The following is a 20,003-nucleotide window of genomic DNA, read 5'->3' on the forward strand; positions in this document are numbered from 1 at the left end:
TTTGGAGCTGGAGAAGTTTCACCAAAGAACACAGAACGTGATAATTTCACAATTTTGGGTAACTGCTCCTCTTTTGCACCAGAGGTGAACTAATGCTCGAGTTCATGCAAAGTGGTAACTGTTTTTCGTTTATAGGCATCTGCTTTATAAACTGACTCCATGGAACCCGGGAGGTGATCGCTTAATTGAGTTACATCAATTACAGACAAATAATTCCCCGCCCCTAATTCATTATCACAATATTCCATCACTTCTAAAGCAAGGCCCTGAACGACCTTATAAAATCCACGCAAATTTACATGACCTGGACATAAAACAGATGTAGGTAGTCTTTTATTTTATATTGGTGAGTATGTTTCATAATTTATAAGATTATTAATATAAAGGCACTAACTAACCAGATTAGAGTACTTGTTAAATAGGGATATGGGTAAGGCTTATAGGTTTTTCTTCGTAAATACCAATCCAATAAAAATACGGGTACTGTTGAAATTAACGTTAGTAATATTATCGATGCAACAGAAGAGGACACTTGACCGAAAGGAATTATCCAAGTTAAAAAAGACAGCATTGCATGTAACACATCACGATAATAATAAATTACCAAGTAGACCAAATCATTAAAATTATAGACAACGCAAGATGCTACAACTAAAGGGAGAATTAAAATTGCCCCTTTAATGGCAAATATTTTTTTAAATACCCGGATAAACTCTTGCGAAAAAAAAACGAAAATAGCAGCACAAAAGACAACCGCAGCTAAAGTAAATAACATGTTTGTTCCTCTTCTCAATCAATATAGAGCTAAAATATCACTGAAATTTTGGGCTGCGTGACAACTCACATTTTTAAAGACCGAGGTGCCATGACGTGGTCAAGGCATCCAGAAATCCTGTATTTGGGAGATCTAACCAGACCCAGTGTAAAAGCATCGAGGGACAATGAAAGACCCCTGTCAACAAACCCTGGTTCAACATTTAATTATTGCCTCTCTTCCAGAGCTTCCCATCGTGCAAAAGCAACCGCCAATAAAGCTTCTTCTTTTGCTAACTGTTGGCCAACCTGTGAAATAAGCTGAGCATCCTGCTGATAAAATTGTGGATCGGCCATTTGCAACTGCAAGTTCGCTATTTTCTTTTCCAATTGCTCAATTTTCTGGGGTAGTTGAGACAGTTCACGCTGTTCATTGAAGCTCAACTTGTTAGCTGAATTAGTACGTTTCGTACTTGCTGCCTTTACTGCTACCTCACGTTGTTGCTTTCTATGCATTCTATATTCGTCATAGCCCCCGACAAACTCGCCAAATTGTCCCTCTTCCTCATAAACCAGCACACTGGTGACTACCTGATTAATAAATGCTCTATCATGGCTAATCAAGATTAAAGTGCCTGGATATTCCATAAGCATATTTTCCAAAAGCTCTAAAGTTTCAATATCCAAATCGTTAGTAGGTTCGTCCATGACCAACAGATTGACAGGCTTTGCAAATAACTTGGCTAATAGCAATCTGTTCCTTTCACCACCGGATAAAGAGGAAACAGGTTGATTAAATCGTTCTGGAGGAAATAAAAATTCACGCAAATAACTGGCAACATGTTTTTGCTTGCCATTAATCGTCACATAATCCGCCCCATCCCCAACGTTGAACATCACCGTTTGATCCTCTTGAAGATGGCGACGTAATTGATCAAAATAGGCAACATTTAACGAAGTGCCTTGTTTTATTGTTCCAGAATCTGGTTCTAACTCCCCTAATAACAAACGTACCAATGTAGTTTTACCACATCCGTTAGGACCAATAATTCCAAGCTTATCACCGCGAGTTAGTAGTAAAGAGAAATCTCTAACAATTGTTTTATTGGCGATTACAAAGTTAACTTGCTTAGCTTCTATCACCATAGAACCTGATCGGGTGACATCCAAAGCCAAGGATTTTACTGTGCCTACTTGATTACGACGCGCTTTATATTCCTCTCTCAGGGCTTTTAATGCACGCACACGGCCTTCATTACGTGTTCGTCTGGCTTTAACTCCTGTACGAATCCAAACTTCTTCCTCGGCTAATCTCTTATCGAATAAATCATTTTGTTTTTGCTCACTGAGTCTTATTGATTCGCGCCTGTCTAAATAAGTTTCATAATCACACTCATGCTGATACAGTTTTCCTCTATCAATTTCAACAATCCTATTGGCTACCTGGCCTAAAAACTCCCTATCATGGGTTACAACTACCACATTGCCTGCAAAGCTCTTTAAATATGATTCCAGCCATTCAATCGCTTCAATATCCAAATGGTTAGTTGGCTCATCTAATAACAATAAATCTGGGGTGGCAATGAGTGCGGCTCCAAGTAAAACTCGTCGTTTCATACCACCTGATAAATTATTCATTTGATCGGTGATGTTAATACCCAGCCTACTCGCCATCGTTTCAATCTTGGGTAATAAATCCCATGCATGTAAATTATCCATTTTTTGCTGACATTGAGCTAGCTTATCCATATCTTCTTGCTGGGATAATTCATTAAATTGAGCTAAAACCTCGCCCACTTCACCTAAGCTTTTCACCAGAAAATGATAGACAGACTCCTTTCCGGTAATCGGTACCTCCTGAGTTAATCCCGCTATGCGTAACCCAGACAATTGGTGAATCTGGCCACTATCAGGAATAAGATCTCCTTGTAACAGCTTAAGCAGAGTTGATTTGCCAGCGCCATTACGTCCTACCAAGGCAATTCTCTCCTGGGCTTGAATTTGCCAATCAGCCTGATCCAGCAAACGATTTCCAGCCAAAATAAGGGTGACACCATTAAGGGAAACTATACTCATATAAAACTCTATGTTTAGTAAACTATACGTTCATGTAGCCCGTATTTGCGCAAAATAATACGGGAATAGATGTCAGAATCCTGATTCTGACTTTATAATCCTGCTCATTAATTATAATTCATTCCCGTATTCTGTCGCGCAAATACGGGCTGCTGAGCAGTCCTGGCTACTGATTTCGTTTCAATATGAGTCGCATATCCTGTTGCACCATATTAAATTGTGACAGCACATTCATCCCAAGCAAAACCAAACTGTTGTCATTGCCGGGAATAATCACTGCTTTAACGTCTTTCAAAATAAATTCGCCAACCGATAGCTGCTTGAGACGAGTTAAAGAACCCGTAACTTCTCCATTCGCTGTGAACATTTTTATTGGATAACGTCCTCTAATATGCAAACGGTCTGCAAGAGCCTGGGGAATTGCAACTAACGTTGCTCCCGTATCAACTAGAAATTCAACCGGATACTCATTAATCCGTCCTTTAATGTGATAATGACCTTCTTTATCCGCACTTAATATCATTTCAGTATGATTAGAGGAGTAAACAGTATTTTCTGATTTTTGATGATAATAAAAAAATAAAAATAAACCAGCAAACAAGATAATCCAAACAAACAGGAACATAATACGTCCTGTGCGATCGTATTGATCGTTACTCATATATCAACTACTCGAAGAATACAAAACCATAATACCATCCATTTCTACTTGAGCACCACGAGGTAAAGCAGAAACCCCTATTGCAGCTCTGGCTGGATATGGCTCAACGAAATAACGACTCATCGCGTCATTAATCAGGGGGAAATGACTTAGATCGGTCAAATAAACAGATAGTTTCACTATATTAGCTAAAGTCCCACCTGCTGCCTCACATACTGCAGATAAATTATCTAACACCTGACTAATCTGTAGCTTAATATCCTCACTGCAAATTTGCATGGTTTTGGGATCTAACGGAATTTGACCTGAAAGATATACGGTATCTCCGCAGCGTATTGCCTGGCTGTATGTGCCTATAGCTTCTGGTGCCCATTTCGTGTTAATTGGTTGCATCAATTCTCCCCTTGTTTTTTTCTATAGAGCCGCATTACTACTTTATTTGCCCTTAACCTGCGCATAACCCGAGCCAGGTGTGTCCGGTCATTAACGCTAATAGAAAAAGTAACCGCATTATGGCGTCCATCACGTGGATCCACATTTATATTACCTATATTAGAGTCTGCTTCAGAAATGGCGGTTGCCAAGGCTGCTAATACACCGCGTTCGTTGGCAACATCCACAGTAATATCAACCCAGTACTCTCCCTGAATTTTCTCATCCCAACGCAAGGCAATAAATTGCTCTGGATGACTGCGCGACGTTTTCAAGGAAGAGCAATCACTGGAATGTACAATTATACCTCTGCCTTGCTGGAATTTACCTACAATATTATCGCCAGGTATCGGTTGGCAACATTCGCCAAAATGCACCACCATGCCTTCGGTCCCCTTAATTGCCAAAGGTCGCGGTTTATTGTTCCTATCAAGCTCATCAGACTCCTGGGTAACCACCAGGCGTTTGGCAATAACCATTGCCATTTGGTTACCTATCCCTATTGAATACAATAAATCATCATTCGTCTTGTAGTGCAAATCACTCAATAATGCCTGAAGCGATTCGGGGGGTACTTTAGCGTAATCACTGGATAATTCAATTAGTGATTGTTCTAACAAACGTTTTCCTAAAATAATGGACTCCGAATGCTGCTGACTTTTTAAAAAATGACGAATATTAGAGCGCGCCTTACCGGTCACAACAAAATTGAGCCATGAAGGGTTAGGGTGAGCGCCAGGAGCCGTAATCACTTCAACTGTTTGACCATTAGATAAAGGGATACTCAGTGGTACCAAGCGCCTGTTCACCTTAGCGGCAACACAACTGTTTCCTACCCCTGAATGCACTGTGTAGGCAAAGTCTACCGGTGTGGCCCCTTTAGGCAACTCCATAATATGCCCTTTTGGAGTAAATACATACACCTCATCAGGAAACAAATCGATTTTTACATTCTCAATAAATTCAAGGGAGCTTCCAGTGCTGCGCTGCATTTCCAACAAACTCTGCACCCATTCTTTTGCTCGTAATTGCGCTTCATTTATTTCAAGACCAGAGGACTTATAGATCCAATGAGCGGCTACCCCGTTATCTGCTACCTTATCCATTTCACGAGTGCGTATTTGTACTTCCAGTGGAACGCCAAAAGGACCAAATAAAGTAGTATGCAAGGACTGATATCCATTAGCCTTGGGGATGCCAATATAATCTTTAAAGCGTTGTGGAACAGGTTTGTAAGTACAATGTAAGGCACCCAAAATCCGATAACAAGAGTCGATATCCTCTGTAATCACTCGAAAAGCAAAAACATCAGTAATTTCAGTAAAAGAGGCCTTTTTTAAGCGCATCTTACGATAAATGCTATATAAATGCTTTTGTCTGCCAAATACTTGTTCATAAGGAATTTTAAGCTGGGCTAAAGCATGCTGTAAATCTTTTTCGATTGTTTGAGTTAATTCTCGCCTGTTACCTCTGGATTTTTCTACCGCGGATTTTATAGCTCTATATCTCATGGGATATAAAGCCTGGAAACCTAAATCTTCAAGGCCCACATAAATGGAGTGCATCCCCAGACGGTTGGCAATCGGTGCATAAATTTCAAGCGTTTCTATAGCAATGCGACGTCGCTTGGCAGAAGGCATAGCACCTAATGTACGCATATTATGTAAACGGTCAGCCAGTTTGACGATAATAACGCGTATGTCTTTAACCATGGCTAAAACCATTTTACGAAAATTTTCTGCCTGAGCCTCTGCTTTCGATTCAAATTTTATTTTTGTTAATTTGGTTACTCCGTCAACCAAGGCAGTTACATCCTCACCAAATTGACGGGTTAAGTCCTCTTTACTAATAGCAGTATCTTCAACTACATCATGGAGTAAAGTAGCCATTATGGTTTGATAATCTAACCTCATTCTTGCAAGGATCAAGGCAGCAGCTACTGGATGTGTAATATAGGGTTCGCCTGAACGGCGCATTTGGCCATGGTGTGCTTTTTCAGCAACTAGATATGCTTGGTAACATTTTTCTATTTGCGCCTGCTCAAGGTAGCATTTAAGCTCTTCATCGAGCTCCTTAAAGTAGCTCACGCAATACTCCCTAATGTCCAACATGGCCTTTAATACCTCTCGTTGTCAAATTATGGTTTTACGCTTCGCCCCTGGACGCTCTGCTTACCTAAATATCATAACTTGCTTTGCAAGTGGTATATTTATCGAGGAATAGTCCTCTTAATGCAAAGTTAACAACACTTTTATTCTTTGTCTAAAATATCTGCAGTTACAAACCCTTCAGCAATTTCACGTAAAGCAACCACCGTTGGCTTATCATTTTCCCACTCAACCATAGGCTGATCACCACGAACTGCTATTTGTCTTGCGCGTTTGGAAGCGACCATAACCAATTCGAATCGATTTGCAACGTTTTCTAAACAATCTTCAACTGTTACTCGTGCCATATATTACTCCAGTGATTATAAACAGATACTCTCTCTTTACCAGGTTTTATCTGCCTCTTACTCAAACCCAACATTTTACTGCGATGAAAGCAGGAATGAAAGCAATTTTGCTTGTTTATTTACCTGCCTATCCATTCGCAGCCGATTTCCAACCACTATAGCCTCTAGTTCTGAGGCTGCATGATCAAAATCATCATTCACAATTAAGTAATCAAACTCAGGATAATGACTTAGTTCATCCTGTGCTTTTTTCATTCTCTCACTGATTACCTCATCATTATCCTGACGCCGATTCATCAAGCGCAACTTTAATTCCTCCAATGAAGGGGGGATAATAAAAATGCTGATGGCATTAGGAAACGAATGTCTGATTTGTTCTGCTCCTTGCCAATCAATATCCAGTACCACATCAATTCCGTACATCAACCGCTCAGTAATTTGAGCAGCAGATGTTCCATATAAGTGGTTGAAAACCCTGGCATGTTCAATAAAAGCATTATCATTGACCATGTCTATAAATTCTTCTTTTTTAACAAAGAAATAATCACTACCGTCTTTTTCTCCTGGCCTCATCGCTCGTGTTGTATGAGAAATAGAAACTTCAATGCGATCGAGGTTATCGATGAGTTTCCGCACCAAGCTTGTTTTGCCCCCTCCAGAAGGTGCAGCTACAATATATAGATTTCCAGAATCATTACCAACCATATAACTCACTCAATATTTTGTATTTGTTCACGCATTTGTTCGATTAGAACTTTCATTTCAACAGCACTTTGCGTTAATTCAATCGAATCTGACTTTGAACTTAATGTATTCGCTTCCCTGTTTAATTCCTGCATCAAAAAATCCAGTCTTCTGCCCGCAATTTTATCGCATTCAAGAGTACGGCTAACTTCTTTAATATGCGTGTGTAATCTGTCAAGCTCTTCACTCACATCAAGCCGCGCCAATATCATAGCAATTTCTTGCTCTACCCGTGGCTCGGGAACTTCCAGTTGCACAGCATAAAGACGAGTAAGCAATTTATCCCTGGTCTGATTTGCCAGTGAAGCTACTAAAGACCTGGAACGCTCCACTTCTTGACCTAATGCTTGCAAACGTCCTTTCACATGCACCTTTAAAGATTGACCTTCAGTCAATCTGGTGTGGCTCAATTGTTCCACAGCATCTTGAAACAAATACAGGGCCTGTTTGCCCAATTCCTCCATATCCAACTGGTTTGGCTGCACTACACCAGGCCAGGAAAGTACGTGACTTACACTTAAATCGTTAGCCAAGTGATGTGAGGCAGCTAATTTACTGCTTAATTCTACTAATGCATTTACCATACCTATATTTATAAGCATAGACTGATTATTGCAACTTGTGTCTTGATATTTGAGCTGGCACTCAAGTTTTCCTCTGCTTATTTTATCTCGTAATGAACCACGCAGATGAGTTTCAATAAAGCGAAAAGACTCAGGCAAACGAAATGAAACATCTAAATAACGATGATTAACAGACCTGATTTCCCAGCAAAGATGACCTGCATCAACCTGTTTTTGAGATCGAGCAAAAGCTGTCATACTATGAATCATATAAATACCTGCGAATAAACCTTGTGCGAATATACCTCAAATGAGAACAGTTGGACAGAGATGTATCATCAAATAGTCACTTAAGACAAGAGAAGAAAAGCAACCCAGCTACAGAAAACTTATATGAACCAATGAAAAATTAAGGTGTTTAATAAACCCTGTCAAACCAAAGGTAATAAATCAATATCTGCAGTATTTACCGCCTCGAAGAGTGCAACTCCATGATTAACGCGCTATACTTCCCAATTTTATTGAGGATTATGTGATGCGCCCAAGTAACCGTGAAGCCAACCAACTTCGGCCGATTAAAATAACACGTAATTATACTAATTACGCTGAAGGTTCTGTTTTAGTCGAGTTTGGACAAACAAAAGTACTTTGCAATGCTTCCATTATAGAAGGTGTTCCTCGTTTTATTAAAGGTAAAAGTCAGGGGTGGGTTACGGCAGAATACGGGATGCTTCCCCGAGCAACTCATAGTCGTAGCGATAGAGAAGCTAGTAGAGGCAAGCAAGGAGGTAGAACACTGGAGATTCAACGCCTTATTGGCCGCTCTTTGAGAACTTGTGTTGATTTGAAGACGATTGGGGAACATACCATAACCCTGGATTGCGATGTAATCCAAGCGGATGGCGGGACAAGAACAGCAGCAATCACCGGGGCTTGTGTCGCAATGAAAGATGCTATTAGTTGGATGGTACAACGGGAAAAAATTCGCAAAATGCCCTCTTTTAATTACATTGCAGCTGTATCAGTAGGCGTCTATAGAGGGCAAGCTGTACTTGATTTGGATTATGCGGAAGACGTACTGGCTGAAACAGATATGAATGTTGTCATGAACGAAGAAGGGCATTTCATTGAGGTACAAGGAACTGCTGAAGACAGAAGTTTTAGCCGTGAACAACTAAACAGCATGCTTTCTCTTGCAGAAATTGGCATTCCTCAGTTAATTGAATTACAAAAAATACCTGAATAATTTCTTAAAGCTGTTGCCTGTTGGTCCGTCAATGCCCGAGACATGTTACAACCATCCCTAATTAACCGTCTAAATACTGCGCTTTATGCGCAGTATTTAGAATCCCCTAGAATAAAGTTTTATTAATAGCTGCTTCCTTGGCAATATGACGGGAAATAATATTTTTATTCACCAATTCGGTTAGGTGCTGATCTAAAGTTTGCATGCCTTTAGCTTGACCAGTTTGGATAGAAGAATACATTTGTGCGACTTTATCCTCTCGAATAAGATTCCGAATGGCTCCAGTACACAACATGATCTCGAGAGCAGCGACTCGTCCTCCATTAGTTTTTTTCAATAAACTTTGCGCTATAACCGCTTGTAATGACTCAGACAGCATGGAACGAACCATTGATTTTTCTTCAGCCGGAAATACGTCAATTATTCGGTTTATTGTTTTAGTGGCAGAGTTTGTATGTAAGGTTCCAAATACCAAATGTCCTGTTTCGGCAGCCGTCATTGCCAAACGAATCGTTTCCAGATCACGCAATTCACCTACCAGAATAATATCCGGATCTTCACGTAAGGCTGAACGCAAGGCGGCATTAAAACTTAACGTATCTTTGTGTACTTCACGTTGGTTTACCAGACATTTTTTACTTTGATGAACAAACTCTATAGGATCTTCAACTGTCAGGATGTGCTCATAGCGCGAGGAATTTATATAATCTATAATAGCAGCAAGAGTCGTACTTTTTCCTGATCCGGTAGGACCAGTGACCAAAACTAACCCTCTGGAGAAACTAGCCATTTCTTTAAAAATAGGCGGTAAATTTAAATCTTCCATACTTAAAATGGTCGATGGAATTGTTCGAAAAACAGCGGCAGCACCGCGTGATTGATTGAACGCATTAACCCTGAAACGGGCCAGATTAGTAATTTCAAAAGAAAAATCAGTTTCTAAAAACTCTTCAAACTCATTTCGTTGCCTGTCATTCATGATGTCATAGATAATTTTTAACACATCTTTATGTTCTAAATCAGGTAAATTGATTTTACGCAAATCCCCATCCACGCGAATCATCGGAGGCAATCCGGCGGATATATGTAAATCTGAAGATTTATTTTTAACAGAAAAAGCCAGTAACTCTGCTATGTCCATGTGCCATTAACCTTTTTAGTTTAATTATATCTACTATTCGTCTTTTTACAGTAGATTAGCTCAGGAAATGATACACAGCAAACTTTGCTGTATCATCCTATAGCTTTGAACTATAAATTGTGGAATAAACATGAGTCTTGAGCAAAATTTAAATCAAGTAAGGCTGTTGGTTGCACAGGCTGAGAAATTAAACGACAGAGAACTGGGTAGTGTTCTTTTATTGGCAGTCAGTAAAAAACAAAGTATTGAAATGATTACTAAAGCGTTTCACCTGGGTGTAACTAATTTTGGTGAAAATTATTATCAAGAAGCATTAAATAAAATAAATGCATTAAGCCATTTACCCATTAGCTGGCACTTCATAGGCCCGATTCAAAGCAACAAAACCAAGGGAATTGCTAGCCATTTCAGTTGGGTTCACAGCCTTAACCGCATTATAATTGCCAGGCTACTTAATGAATACAGACCATTAACTCTGCCTCCAATTAACGTATGTTTGCAAGTCAATCTAGTTGCCGAAGAAACCAAATCGGGAATGCTCCCCGAACAAGCACGTGAATTAGCTCTGCTGGTCAGTCAATTACCCCATCTCAAACTTAGAGGTCTTATGACCATCCCTCCTCCCCTAAAGAATCCCGAAGAACAATATCAATTATTGTTTCAACTCAATCAATTGATGCATTCCATTAATCAGGAATCAGGATTAAAAATGGATACTTTATCCATGGGGATGAGCGATGATTTAATTCCTGCAATTAAGGCGGGATCTACTATTGTTCGCATTGGTCGAGCAATTTTTGGCGAAAGATAAGGGGGATTAGCATGAATATTAGTTTTCTAGGTTATGGAAATATGGCAAAAGCCATTGCCCGTGGGTTAAGTCAACAAGGTTGCCACTCCTTGTCTGCGGCTGCACCATCTTTAGGTATAGGTACTAACAAAGATCAGATTCAAACTCATTTTGATAATAAACAAATCATTAAAGATGCGGAAATTATCGTTTTAGCAGTAAAACCAATGAAAATGAGCCTGGTTCTTAATGAAATTACGCCATTTCTTTCCCCCGATTGTCTTCTTATTTCTGTTGCTGCAGGCTTGAGTCTGTCCTGGTTCGCTGAGCATGGTAGCGTAAATCAACCTCTTATCCGCACTATGCCTAACACGCCCGCATCTGTTGGATTAGCAGCAACACCCATGATAGCTAATCCATTTACAAGTTCTGAACAGAAACGACAGGCCGATTTTATTTTTTCCACAATCGGGATAACTGCTTGGGTAGAAAATGAAGAAGACATGGATACCTTTACCGCACTTTCAGGAAGTGGGCCTGCTTATGTTTTTTCATTTTTAGAGGCTATGGTGGAGGCAGCAGTTGCCCTGGGTTTAAATGAGTCTGTCGCCAAAAAATTTGCATTGCAAACCTTTAATGGAGCACTAAAATTAGCCCAAAACGATAATTTAAGTTTAAACCAGTTAAGAACAAAGGTAACATCACCAGGAGGGACCACAGCAGCAGCACTTAGTATCATGCATAAACAACTAAATACCTTAACTCTTGCAGCAATGAGCGCCGCAAAACAACGTGCGCATGAATTAGGAACAGTAAAATAAAAATTAAACTGTTCTTCAATGTTTTTTAGTTCCTTAAACAGGAGGAGTGATGTCTGGTTTTACAGCAGTAGGATTTTTTATATTTTCTTTATTTTTTGGACTTATCATTTTCAGTTTATGGGTTCGTATTGCATTGCGTTACTTACGCATCAGCGCACTCACTCAATTCAGCCAACTTATTTCTACCATCACAGATCCTTTAGTAAAACCTTTTAATATAATTCTAAAACAAAAATATAAACCAGGACAAAAATATGATTGGGTGGCTTTTGGGGTTTTAATCCTGGTTGAAATTGTTAAAATAATCTGTCTCAGTCTGCTGTTGTTCCATGCCATCATACCGGTGCCCTTTTTACTGCTTTATGTGCTTGCTGATTTAATTATTCAGCCATGTAATCTGTTGTTCTACGCTATTCTAATTCGGGTGATTATGAGCTACGTCAATCCCAGGTGGCAACATCCAATAGCAGATTTCTTGCGTTTATTGACTGAACCTTTACTAATCTTGGGCAGAAAAATTATTCCTGATATTTCAGGTTTCGATTTTTCACCAATTATTATGATAATCATTTTAAAAATAATCACCCTGTTTATTAGTGCATCCTTGCCCTGGAGTCTGTTATAGAAGCATTGTGAATTAAAAGGGACTATAATTGAATTATGTGGAACTGACTGGATGTACACATGAAAATCAAATTTATATCTGGTTTAGTATTGTTATGTATGCCACTTAGCCTTTTGGCAGATAATTCTTTTTATTGTCCTCAAAATCATGCATATATAAATGTGGGGATGTCGGCTAACGAGGTTATTGCCGCTTGTGGACAACCTTTAAGTCAACAAGATTCAAATCAACCAATAGTGCAAAGAATTCCTGTGCAGCAATTGATTTATAACAATCAGGGTACTGGCAATGCTTTTTTTGGAGTGTGGAACGTACCAACGGGGAGTGGTGGCACACAATTGCAAGTAGATGTGGTTAACAATAGAATTAAAGCAATTAAAGTAAATGGATCTGACTCCAATGCATTTTCCATTTGCAATGGTGCTAGCATCGAAATAGGTGATCAAGTAGGTAAAGTCTATGGTTCTTGTGGCAGTCCCTCTGTTGTAAACAGTACTTTTATTAATCAGATCGTACCTACAGCAACGAAACCGCAAATTTGGATTTATCAACCTGGACAATATCAGCCAACTGTTTCCTTGACTTTTGTCGATGGCAAACTACAATCCATCAACAAATAATTGAGGATCTAACTTAAATGAGCGAAACTATAGATGATATTACTATTTCTTTCAGTGAAAATGGAACTGAAACGACTAAAGAACTTGATAAGCAAATATTAACTAAAGGTGCCTGGACAACTATCATGTTCAAATATCAAGACTGGGATAATGCTAAAAATGATTATGGTCCTGTTAAATATTCCATCAGGCGTTATCAAAAAAGAAATAACCAGTATTGGCAAAAATCCAAATTTAATATTTCCAGCGCTGATCAAGCTAAAAAAATTGTTGATATTCTTAATGAGTGGCTAAAATAAATCTGATTATCCCGACCACCAGCTAGAGATCTTCTGACAAAAGCACGTTGCCCACATTTGAAGATCCCTCGCTTCGTTCGCGGTAAGTGTGTCGACCCCATGTAACACCAAAGCTTCCTCAGGCTTTACAGCTTGGCTTGTGCTCTGTCTTTACAAGTAACACCCGACTCCATCATAACCCACTACATGACACTCACTAAAAGCGGTTTGATCTAATTGATAACTTACTGAACCGTAATAAGCACGAATTTTTCCATCTTTGGTTTTTTCTATATGAGGATTTAGATAACTCTCTTCAGATTCGCACCCAGTTTGAGTTTGTATCCACGCTGCATTTTCAGAGTTTATTTTATTTTTTCCTGGCTGGAGCATCATCTTGCCACATGCGTTCGTTGACAAAGCAGCTTTTGCAGGAGCAGAAAATAACACATCATAACCATTAAGAGCTGTTTTTACTGCATTTTCAGCGTCCAGTATCCCATGTCCGCAGGGCTTTCTTCCTACACAGGATTTATTTGTATCGTTACTTTTACCAAAATTATGAGTGGTCATATACAATATTTGTTCGACTTGTTCTGTTTTCAAACTAGTGTTGATCGCAAAAACCAACCCGGCTACTCCTGCAACATGAGGCGATGCCATACTTGTCCCTTGATAAAAATCAAATCCTGATGCGTTATATCCCCCTCCTGGATTCACTGTAGATAAAATCCCTCCTGCAGTTCCATATCGTTTATCTCCACCCGGTGCTGCCAAAGTTATACTCGGGCCATAGTTAGAAAAATAAGACCTCAAGCCTTCGGGACCTGTAGAGGCAATCTTGATAGTTCCATTGCATACGGCAGGGGCATTATAATGCTCCCAAACATTATCATTACCTGCAGCAACAGCAAGAACAGCACCTTTTTTACGGGCAAAAAATACAGCTTCCTGAAGTGCTTCATCACAGTAGTCTATTTCCCTACCCGGCTCTAAATCGACACCGAAACTCATGTTTAATACTTTTGCAGGGTATGTATTCTTTGGAACTCCTGGAACATCTTCACCTACCGACCAATAAATTCCATTCACAACCGCACTTTCGTAAAACATCCCTGTTTCAGCAGGAATTTTAACAGTTAATATTTTTAAATCTTCTCCAACACCGATCATCACATTCCCATAGCCTGCAATAGTACCAGCAACATGAGTTCCATGATAGGACTTGGTTTCATCCATTAAATTATTGTCGTTAGCAGCAAAATTCCATCCCCAAATTTGTCCACTCTTATCTTTAAGCAAGTTTTTATCCAAACTATCATTCAGGGCAATACCTGTATCTAATACTGCAACTACAATAGGTTTATTCGATGCTCCGGAAGTATATGCCCATGCACCATCCCTCAGCCCTGCTTTAGATTCCAACATAATTCCTCCAGGAGGAACAAACTCATCCCATTGACTAGTATGTGATAACAGCTCACCAAGACTTTCATTTATCGATGGATCGGGCACTGGTTTAAAAAAACCTATTCTATCCTTAACGGCATAGAGCACATCTGGATTGGCTCGCAACTTGTTTAATATCCGGGAGGTTTCAATCTGTTCGTTGCTATTTTTTAGAGCCGAGTTTGAGTTATCTAAAACTAATGAATAAGCCCCGTTAGCCATGGGCTTCATTTCCTTTACTGGTATGTGGATAGCCTGAACAACTTGTGATTTTAGGGCAGACACTGTCCTGGTCTGTTGTTTGTATTTTATGATAACTCTAATTATTTCATTATCAGGTAAAGCAAAAATGCCGTGCGATAATGATAAAAGTCCTAAAGCGATAAATCCGTATCCTGTCAGAATCGCCGGGTAAGTGTCTGCCACTGAGTCCGGATTAATCCGAGCCGCGCGCGTCAGCAAGCGGAATTCTTTAAAAATATTCAAAATACCTATTGACACGGTTTTTCTGTAAAACTGATGTTTTTCCATATCAAACGTAAGTCATGCAATATGCATGCCCTAAGATCCCCAAGATCACAATGTAGCCCCTTTCACTAATAAAACATCTCCCTCCTGAGGTCAGATTTTTTCTTAGCCCTTAGTGGCGTTAAAACTCGAAAAATGCGTTCAAAAAAAGTCATGTTATGATTGCCGTATCAGCATTAGTAACGCAGTGGTAGATGATGAAACGCCAAGAAATCAAACAAGTTTTAGATGAGTTAACAAAAGATATCGATAGTCTTGCCGACAAAAAGGCCGTGACTATCATTAAGGTATTGGTTAATTTGGTCGAAATGCTTGCCGAAGAAAATGCTTTGCTCAGAGAGGAAAACCAAGTATTACGTGATGAGATAAACCGCCTTAAGGGTGAACAGGGCAAACCTAATATTCGCGGTCAATCCAAAGGTAGCAATGGCGATAATACAGGCAATTCCAATCATTCATCTGAAGGAGATCGCAATAAACGTGGTAAAGGGAACAATAAAAACACAGGCAAAGACAAAAAAAACGTACGTATTGATAGACGTGTTACGATTGCTCTGGACAAAGCAACGCTGCCAGATGACGCCAAGTTCAAGGGTTTTGAGATTCGAATCATCCAGGATCTAAAAATCATCACGGATAATGTTGAATTCAAGCTGGAAACGTATTACTCACCATCTTTGAAAAAAACCTTTATTGCGCCGATTCCTGGCGAATATAAGGGCAGTGAATTTGGTCCTGGGGTTAAAGCGCTGGTCATCACATTATACCGTGATGCAGGGATGACGGAGAGCGCCATTGAGCGCTTTTTAAAAACATGTGGTATTCAAATATCACATGGTAAAATTGCTTCCATGCTGACAGAAGGCAATGATATTTTTCATCAGGAAAAAGAAGATATTGTCGATGCCGGTAGCAACGCAGGCTTGTACCAGCAGATGGATGACACAGGCAGTCGTGTTAACGGCAAAAATCACTACACCCATGTTTTATGTAATGACTTTTTTACAGCATACTTCACTCGTCGTAAAAAAGATCGCTTGACCTTATTGGAGTTGCTGTGTCGAGACCAATTAAAGTTTATGTTTAATCAGGAGGCTTATGAGTTAATGGATGAGTTTGGTCTCGCAAAAAAATGGTTGGATCAAATTAAACCAATGCTGCATGCACAACCCCTCACACGTGAATCAATCGATAGTTTGATGGGAACACTTTTTCCAAATCCAAAAAAACACAGCACGAATCGACGCATAATTCTTGAGTCAGCAGCTCTTGCCTATTATCAGCACTCGAAATACTTCATCCATTATTTAATGACAGATGATGCGCCTCAGTTTAATAAATTGGCCCTACATCATGCGCTGTGCTGGATCCATGAAGGTCGTCATTATAAAAAACTCACTCCATTCTCAGATATGAATCAGAATATATTGGCTGTATTTCTTGAGCAATTATGGGATTTCTACCATGCATTATTGACTTACAAGACGGCTCCATCTCAATCAATGGCCCAACAACTATCAATGCAATTTGATACTTTGTTCGCAACCACGACAGGCTATGATGTTTTAGATCAACGCATTGCAAAGACACGTGCTAAAAAACAAGCGTTATTATTGGTGTTAGACCATCCATTTCTGCCATTGCACAACAATGCCTCTGAATTAGGGACACGGTTTCAAGCAAGGATACGCGACATCAATCTCCAAACGGTCTCCCAAAATGGCACCAAATCAAAGGATACGTTTGCCACGATTGTACAGACGGCCAGAAAACTGAAAGTTAACGTTTATCAGTATATTTACGATAGGGTGACTAAAAAATTTGAAATGCCATCATTGGCTGAATTAATCTTACTTAAAGTGCGGCAGGTTCCATGCACCACATAAGCATCTCGAGATAATTCCGCTTGCTGACGCGCGCGGCTCGGATTAGTCCGGGCTCAGTGGCAGACACTTACCCGGCGATTCTGACAGGATACATAAATCCTTTATTAAATATCATCCTTCAATCTCCTTTTAAAGTCTTTGTGATATATCCATGAGGACTAACTCTACGTTACACGTTTAGAAATAAAATCGCAAAGGTGGAACGGATGTAGGCATAATTCATTGTTTTTCCACTCCTTACGTACTGCGGTTTATGCGCAATGTTTCTACTTAATAAAAAGCCCTTGTGCCGTGATTATCATCCTTTGCATAAAGCGCAGTATGCAGGCCTTTAAGCATTGTGAGGATCGTTCCGAGACAAGCCGAGGTACGTATCAAGTGTAGGGGTTTAAGTTTAATAACGATAATGATCAGGTTTAAAAGGCCCCTTTTTATCCACTCCAATGTATTGCGCTTGTTCATTGCTTAGTTCAGTTAATTTCGCTCCTATTCGACCTAAATGCAACCGAGCTACCTTTTCATCCAATAATTTGGGAAGAACGTAGACCTGATGTTCATAGTCGCTGGAGTTTTGGAATAATTCAATTTGTGCCAATACCTGATTTGTAAAGGAAGCTGACATTACAAAACTGGGATGACCGGTAGCACAACCTAAATTAACCAAACGACCTTCTGCCAACAGTATAAGGCGTTTACCATCTGGAAATATGATATGATCTACCTGAGGCTTTATATTCTCCCATTGATATTGTTTCAAACTTTGAATATCAATCTCTGAGTCAAAATGGCCAATATTACATAATATTGCCTGATTACGCATACGCTTCATATGATCCAGAGTTACTACATGATAATTACCAGTTGCAGTGACTAGAATATCTACTTGTTCAGCCACATCATCAAGAGTAACTACTCTGTAGCCCTCCATTGCCGCCTGAAGAGCACATATAGGATCAATTTCAGCGATCAAAACGGAGGCGCCCTGGCCACGTAATGCTTGAGCACAACCCTTACCCACATCGCCATAACCCAAAATCAGAGCCACTTTACCCGCAATCATAACGTCAGTTGCCCGTTTTAATCCATCCAATAAAGATTCACGGCAACCATAGAGATTATCAAACTTGGATTTGGTAACTGCATCGTTTACATTGATCGCAGGAATTTTTAACAGATCCAGTTTTGCCATTTCATATAATCTGGCCACACCTGTGGTGGTTTCTTCAGAAACCCCTTTAATAGCCGACAAAAGCTGTGGGTATTTTTGATGAATGATCTGGGTTAAATCTCCGCCATCATCTAATAGCAAATTAGGACTCCAACCATTGGGACCATTCAAGGTTTGTTCCACACACCACCAATATTCCTCTTCAGTTTCTCCTTTCCAGGCAAACACGGGGATTTTTTCTGCTGCAATGGCTGCAGCAGCATGATCTTGAGTTGAAAAGATATTACAGGATGACCAACGAACCTCTGCCCCCAAAGCAATTAATGTTTCAATTAACACTGCTGTTTGAATGGTCATATGCAAACAACCCGCTATTCTAGCACCTTTCAAAGGTTGCTTTTCAGCAAACTCAGTCCGCAAGGCCATTAATCCCGGCATTTCCGTTTCAGCAATAGCAATTTCCTTTCGCCCCCAAGGGGCTAACGACATGTCAGCTACTCTATGATCGTGGAGGTTTTTTACCTGGGCTGCTGAGTCATTGACTAAGTTCATTGAATATCCTTATAAAAATTAGAGTGCTTTACTTAATGCAGGTGCTTTATCTAACCGTTCCCAGGGAAACTGCTCTCTTCCATAGTGGCCATAGGTGGCTGTCTCTTTATAGATGGGGCGAAGCAAATTATGGTGATCAATGATTCCTTGTGGGGTCAGATCAAAATGAGTATGGATTAGATCAATGATTTCGCTATTTTTTAAACGTCCAGTACCAAATGTTTCAACGAAAATTGAAGTCGGCTCTGCTATGCCAATGGCATAGGATACTTGAATTTCGCATTTATCAGCCAAACCCGCCGCCACTATATTTTTAGCTACGTGTCTTGCCGCATAAGCAGCTGACCGATCAACTTTTGATGGATCTTTTCCAGAGAAGCAACCTCCTCCATGTCTGGCCATACCACCATAGGTATCCACTATAATTTTACGACCAGTCAAACCACAATCACCTAAAGGGCCACCAATAACAAAACGCCCTGTAGGATTTATAAAGTAGCGTGTTTTAGCTGTTAACCATTCCGCAGGTAGTATGTCTTTTATAATTTCTTCACGCACTGCTTCTGTTAAATTACTGTGAGTTACATCAGGCGCATGTTGAGTAGAAAAAACCACTGTATCTACTTCTACCGGCATCCCTCGATCATATTTCAAAGTTAATTGACATTTAGCATCCGGTCTAAGCCAGGGCAATGTACCTGATTTACGCATATTAGCCTGTTTTTCCATTAAGCGGTGCGCATAAGCAATTGGAGCTGGCATAAATACATCTGTTTCACGACTGGCATAACCAAACATCAAACCCTGATCGCCGGCTCCCAGAATTTTAGTTTGCTGATTATCAACCCCTTGAGCTATATCAGTTGATTGTTTGCCAATAGCAGAAAGTACTGCACACGACTCCCAATCAAATCCCATTTGGGAACTGTTATAACCTATATCTTTGATTACATTGCGAGTAATTTCTTCTACATCAACCCATGCTTGGGTGGTAATCTCTCCACCGACCAGCACCATTCCCGTTTTAACAAAAACTTCACATGCAACTCGCGCGGCAGGATCCTGAGCTAAGATAGCATCTAAAACAGCATCAGAGATTTGATCCGCTATCTTATCCGGATGCCCCTCAGAAACTGATTCGGAGGTAAAAACATGGCATTCATTCATTATATATCCCTCTATATTATAAAGTAGTAAAATGTTCTAAGTATGTAA

General features: G+C 39.9%; 20 protein-coding genes. 7 read left to right on the top strand and 13 right to left on the bottom strand.

All coding sequences use genetic code 11. The features are described 5' to 3' along the window. Positions 1-89 precede the first annotated feature (89 nt). From HRS36_RS13225 to HRS36_RS13265, 9 genes are all read right to left on the bottom strand, one after another. Positions 90-293, bottom strand: a complete 204-nt coding sequence (locus HRS36_RS13225; RefSeq protein WP_173237671.1) for a hypothetical protein — start codon at positions 291-293, stop codon at positions 90-92. A 71-nt stretch (positions 294-364) separates the two neighbouring features. Next, positions 365-775, bottom strand: coding sequence for a hypothetical protein (locus HRS36_RS13230; RefSeq protein WP_173237672.1), 411 nt, complete (start codon positions 773-775; stop codon positions 365-367). Positions 776-981: 206 nt separating this feature from the next. After that, entirely contained in the window at positions 982-2,829 is a 1,848-nt protein-coding gene (locus HRS36_RS13235) for an ATP-binding cassette domain-containing protein (protein ID WP_173237673.1), read from the bottom strand. Between the two features lie 166 nt (positions 2,830-2,995). Next, positions 2,996-3,490 carry a retropepsin-like aspartic protease family protein gene (locus tag HRS36_RS13240; RefSeq protein WP_173237674.1) on the bottom strand — a complete coding sequence of 165 codons (495 nt, stop codon included), beginning with the start codon at positions 3,488-3,490 and terminating at the stop codon, positions 2,996-2,998. Positions 3,491-3,493: 3 nt separating this feature from the next. After that, a complete protein-coding gene (locus HRS36_RS13245) occupies positions 3,494-3,883 on the bottom strand; it encodes a RidA family protein (RefSeq protein ID WP_173237675.1) in 390 nt (129 codons plus the stop codon). Continuing rightward, positions 3,883-6,009: a bifunctional GTP diphosphokinase/guanosine-3',5'-bis pyrophosphate 3'-pyrophosphohydrolase gene (spoT, locus tag HRS36_RS13250; protein WP_173237676.1), complete on the bottom strand. Its 2,127-nt coding sequence runs from the start codon at positions 6,007-6,009 to the stop codon at positions 3,883-3,885. The genes HRS36_RS13245 and spoT overlap by 1 nt, the downstream gene beginning before the upstream one ends. A gap of 164 nt (positions 6,010-6,173) precedes the next feature. Beyond that, positions 6,174-6,377, bottom strand: a complete 204-nt coding sequence (gene rpoZ / locus HRS36_RS13255; protein ID WP_173237677.1) for a DNA-directed RNA polymerase subunit omega — start codon at positions 6,375-6,377, stop codon at positions 6,174-6,176. A 75-nt stretch (positions 6,378-6,452) separates the two neighbouring features. Continuing rightward, positions 6,453-7,082 (bottom strand): guanylate kinase, encoded by a 630-nt coding sequence (gmk, locus tag HRS36_RS13260; protein ID WP_173237678.1) that lies wholly within the window; start codon positions 7,080-7,082, stop codon positions 6,453-6,455. Positions 7,083-7,087: 5 nt separating this feature from the next. Then, positions 7,088-7,954, bottom strand: coding sequence for a YicC/YloC family endoribonuclease (locus tag HRS36_RS13265; RefSeq protein WP_173237679.1), 867 nt, complete (start codon positions 7,952-7,954; stop codon positions 7,088-7,090). 265 nt (positions 7,955-8,219) lie between these two features. Between HRS36_RS13265 and rph the strand changes: the two genes are divergently transcribed. Then, a complete protein-coding gene (rph, locus tag HRS36_RS13270) occupies positions 8,220-8,930 on the top strand; it encodes a ribonuclease PH (RefSeq protein ID WP_173237680.1) in 711 nt (236 codons plus the stop codon). A gap of 106 nt (positions 8,931-9,036) precedes the next feature. On the opposite strand, the gene HRS36_RS13275 is transcribed toward rph, so the two are convergent. Further along, positions 9,037-10,071: a type IV pilus twitching motility protein PilT gene (locus HRS36_RS13275; protein ID WP_173237681.1), complete on the bottom strand. Its 1,035-nt coding sequence runs from the start codon at positions 10,069-10,071 to the stop codon at positions 9,037-9,039. A 130-nt stretch (positions 10,072-10,201) separates the two neighbouring features. Between HRS36_RS13275 and HRS36_RS13280 the strand changes: the two genes are divergently transcribed. Genes HRS36_RS13280 through HRS36_RS13300 form a run of 5 tightly spaced genes read left to right on the top strand, consistent with a single transcriptional unit; the run spans position 10,202 to position 13,226 of the window. Further along, a complete protein-coding gene (locus tag HRS36_RS13280) occupies positions 10,202-10,882 on the top strand; it encodes a YggS family pyridoxal phosphate-dependent enzyme (protein ID WP_173237682.1) in 681 nt (226 codons plus the stop codon). A gap of 11 nt (positions 10,883-10,893) precedes the next feature. Beyond that, positions 10,894-11,682, top strand: coding sequence for a pyrroline-5-carboxylate reductase (gene proC / locus HRS36_RS13285; RefSeq protein WP_173237683.1), 789 nt, complete (start codon positions 10,894-10,896; stop codon positions 11,680-11,682). A 49-nt stretch (positions 11,683-11,731) separates the two neighbouring features. After that, complete coding sequence (locus HRS36_RS13290; RefSeq protein ID WP_173237684.1) at positions 11,732-12,307, top strand: YggT family protein; 576 nt, start codon at positions 11,732-11,734, stop codon at positions 12,305-12,307. A gap of 59 nt (positions 12,308-12,366) precedes the next feature. After that, on the top strand, positions 12,367-12,927 hold the full coding sequence (locus tag HRS36_RS13295) for a DUF2845 domain-containing protein (protein WP_173237685.1): 561 nt from the start codon (positions 12,367-12,369) through the stop codon (positions 12,925-12,927). 17 nt (positions 12,928-12,944) lie between these two features. Beyond that, positions 12,945-13,226, top strand: coding sequence for a hypothetical protein (locus tag HRS36_RS13300; RefSeq protein ID WP_173237686.1), 282 nt, complete (start codon positions 12,945-12,947; stop codon positions 13,224-13,226). A gap of 150 nt (positions 13,227-13,376) precedes the next feature. Here HRS36_RS13300 and HRS36_RS13305 read toward each other — a convergent pair whose 3' ends face one another. Further along, on the bottom strand, positions 13,377-15,185 hold the full coding sequence (locus tag HRS36_RS13305) for a S8 family serine peptidase (protein ID WP_173237687.1): 1,809 nt from the start codon (positions 15,183-15,185) through the stop codon (positions 13,377-13,379). A gap of 191 nt (positions 15,186-15,376) precedes the next feature. On the opposite strand from HRS36_RS13305, the gene HRS36_RS13310 reads away from it, so the two are divergent. Further along, a complete protein-coding gene (locus HRS36_RS13310) occupies positions 15,377-17,068 on the top strand; it encodes an IS66 family transposase (RefSeq protein WP_173235423.1) in 1,692 nt (563 codons plus the stop codon). A 394-nt stretch (positions 17,069-17,462) separates the two neighbouring features. Here the strand turns inward: HRS36_RS13310 and ahcY are convergent, their stop codons facing one another. Next, positions 17,463-18,788: an adenosylhomocysteinase gene (ahcY, locus tag HRS36_RS13315; protein WP_173237688.1), complete on the bottom strand. Its 1,326-nt coding sequence runs from the start codon at positions 18,786-18,788 to the stop codon at positions 17,463-17,465. Positions 18,789-18,806: 18 nt separating this feature from the next. Then, positions 18,807-19,955: a methionine adenosyltransferase gene (gene metK / locus HRS36_RS13320; RefSeq protein WP_173237689.1), complete on the bottom strand. Its 1,149-nt coding sequence runs from the start codon at positions 19,953-19,955 to the stop codon at positions 18,807-18,809. Positions 19,956-20,003 lie beyond the last annotated feature (48 nt).

Origin of the sequence: Legionella antarctica (genome assembly GCF_011764505.1) — a bacterium.
In the GTDB taxonomy this organism is placed as follows: Bacteria; Pseudomonadota; Gammaproteobacteria; order Legionellales; family Legionellaceae; genus Legionella; species Legionella antarctica.

What these genes read in the sequence shown, in the direction of transcription:
- HRS36_RS13230 (WP_173237672.1), bottom strand. Translation starts at nt 775, where the DNA reads ATGTTATTTACTTTAGCTGCGGTTGTCTTTTGTGCTGCTATTTTCGTT.
- HRS36_RS13235 (WP_173237673.1), bottom strand. Translation starts at nt 2,829, where the DNA reads ATGAGTATAGTTTCCCTTAATGGTGTCACCCTTATTTTGGCTGGAAAT.
- HRS36_RS13240 (WP_173237674.1), bottom strand. Translation starts at nt 3,490, where the DNA reads ATGAGTAACGATCAATACGATCGCACAGGACGTATTATGTTCCTGTTT.
- HRS36_RS13245 (WP_173237675.1), bottom strand. Translation starts at nt 3,883, where the DNA reads ATGCAACCAATTAACACGAAATGGGCACCAGAAGCTATAGGCACATAC.
- rpoZ (WP_173237677.1), bottom strand. Translation starts at nt 6,377, where the DNA reads ATGGCACGAGTAACAGTTGAAGATTGTTTAGAAAACGTTGCAAATCGA.
- gmk (WP_173237678.1), bottom strand. Translation starts at nt 7,082, where the DNA reads ATGGTTGGTAATGATTCTGGAAATCTATATATTGTAGCTGCACCTTCT.
- HRS36_RS13265 (WP_173237679.1), bottom strand. Translation starts at nt 7,954, where the DNA reads ATGATTCATAGTATGACAGCTTTTGCTCGATCTCAAAAACAGGTTGAT.
- rph (WP_173237680.1), top strand. Translation starts at nt 8,220, where the DNA reads ATGCGCCCAAGTAACCGTGAAGCCAACCAACTTCGGCCGATTAAAATA.
- HRS36_RS13275 (WP_173237681.1), bottom strand. Translation starts at nt 10,071, where the DNA reads ATGGACATAGCAGAGTTACTGGCTTTTTCTGTTAAAAATAAATCTTCA.
- HRS36_RS13280 (WP_173237682.1), top strand. Translation starts at nt 10,202, where the DNA reads ATGAGTCTTGAGCAAAATTTAAATCAAGTAAGGCTGTTGGTTGCACAG.
- proC (WP_173237683.1), top strand. Translation starts at nt 10,894, where the DNA reads ATGAATATTAGTTTTCTAGGTTATGGAAATATGGCAAAAGCCATTGCC.
- HRS36_RS13290 (WP_173237684.1), top strand. Translation starts at nt 11,732, where the DNA reads ATGTCTGGTTTTACAGCAGTAGGATTTTTTATATTTTCTTTATTTTTT.
- HRS36_RS13295 (WP_173237685.1), top strand. Translation starts at nt 12,367, where the DNA reads ATGAAAATCAAATTTATATCTGGTTTAGTATTGTTATGTATGCCACTT.
- HRS36_RS13300 (WP_173237686.1), top strand. Translation starts at nt 12,945, where the DNA reads ATGAGCGAAACTATAGATGATATTACTATTTCTTTCAGTGAAAATGGA.
- HRS36_RS13305 (WP_173237687.1), bottom strand. Translation starts at nt 15,185, where the DNA reads ATGGAAAAACATCAGTTTTACAGAAAAACCGTGTCAATAGGTATTTTG.
- HRS36_RS13310 (WP_173235423.1), top strand. Translation starts at nt 15,377, where the DNA reads ATGATGAAACGCCAAGAAATCAAACAAGTTTTAGATGAGTTAACAAAA.
- ahcY (WP_173237688.1), bottom strand. Translation starts at nt 18,788, where the DNA reads ATGAACTTAGTCAATGACTCAGCAGCCCAGGTAAAAAACCTCCACGAT.
- metK (WP_173237689.1), bottom strand. Translation starts at nt 19,955, where the DNA reads ATGAATGAATGCCATGTTTTTACCTCCGAATCAGTTTCTGAGGGGCAT.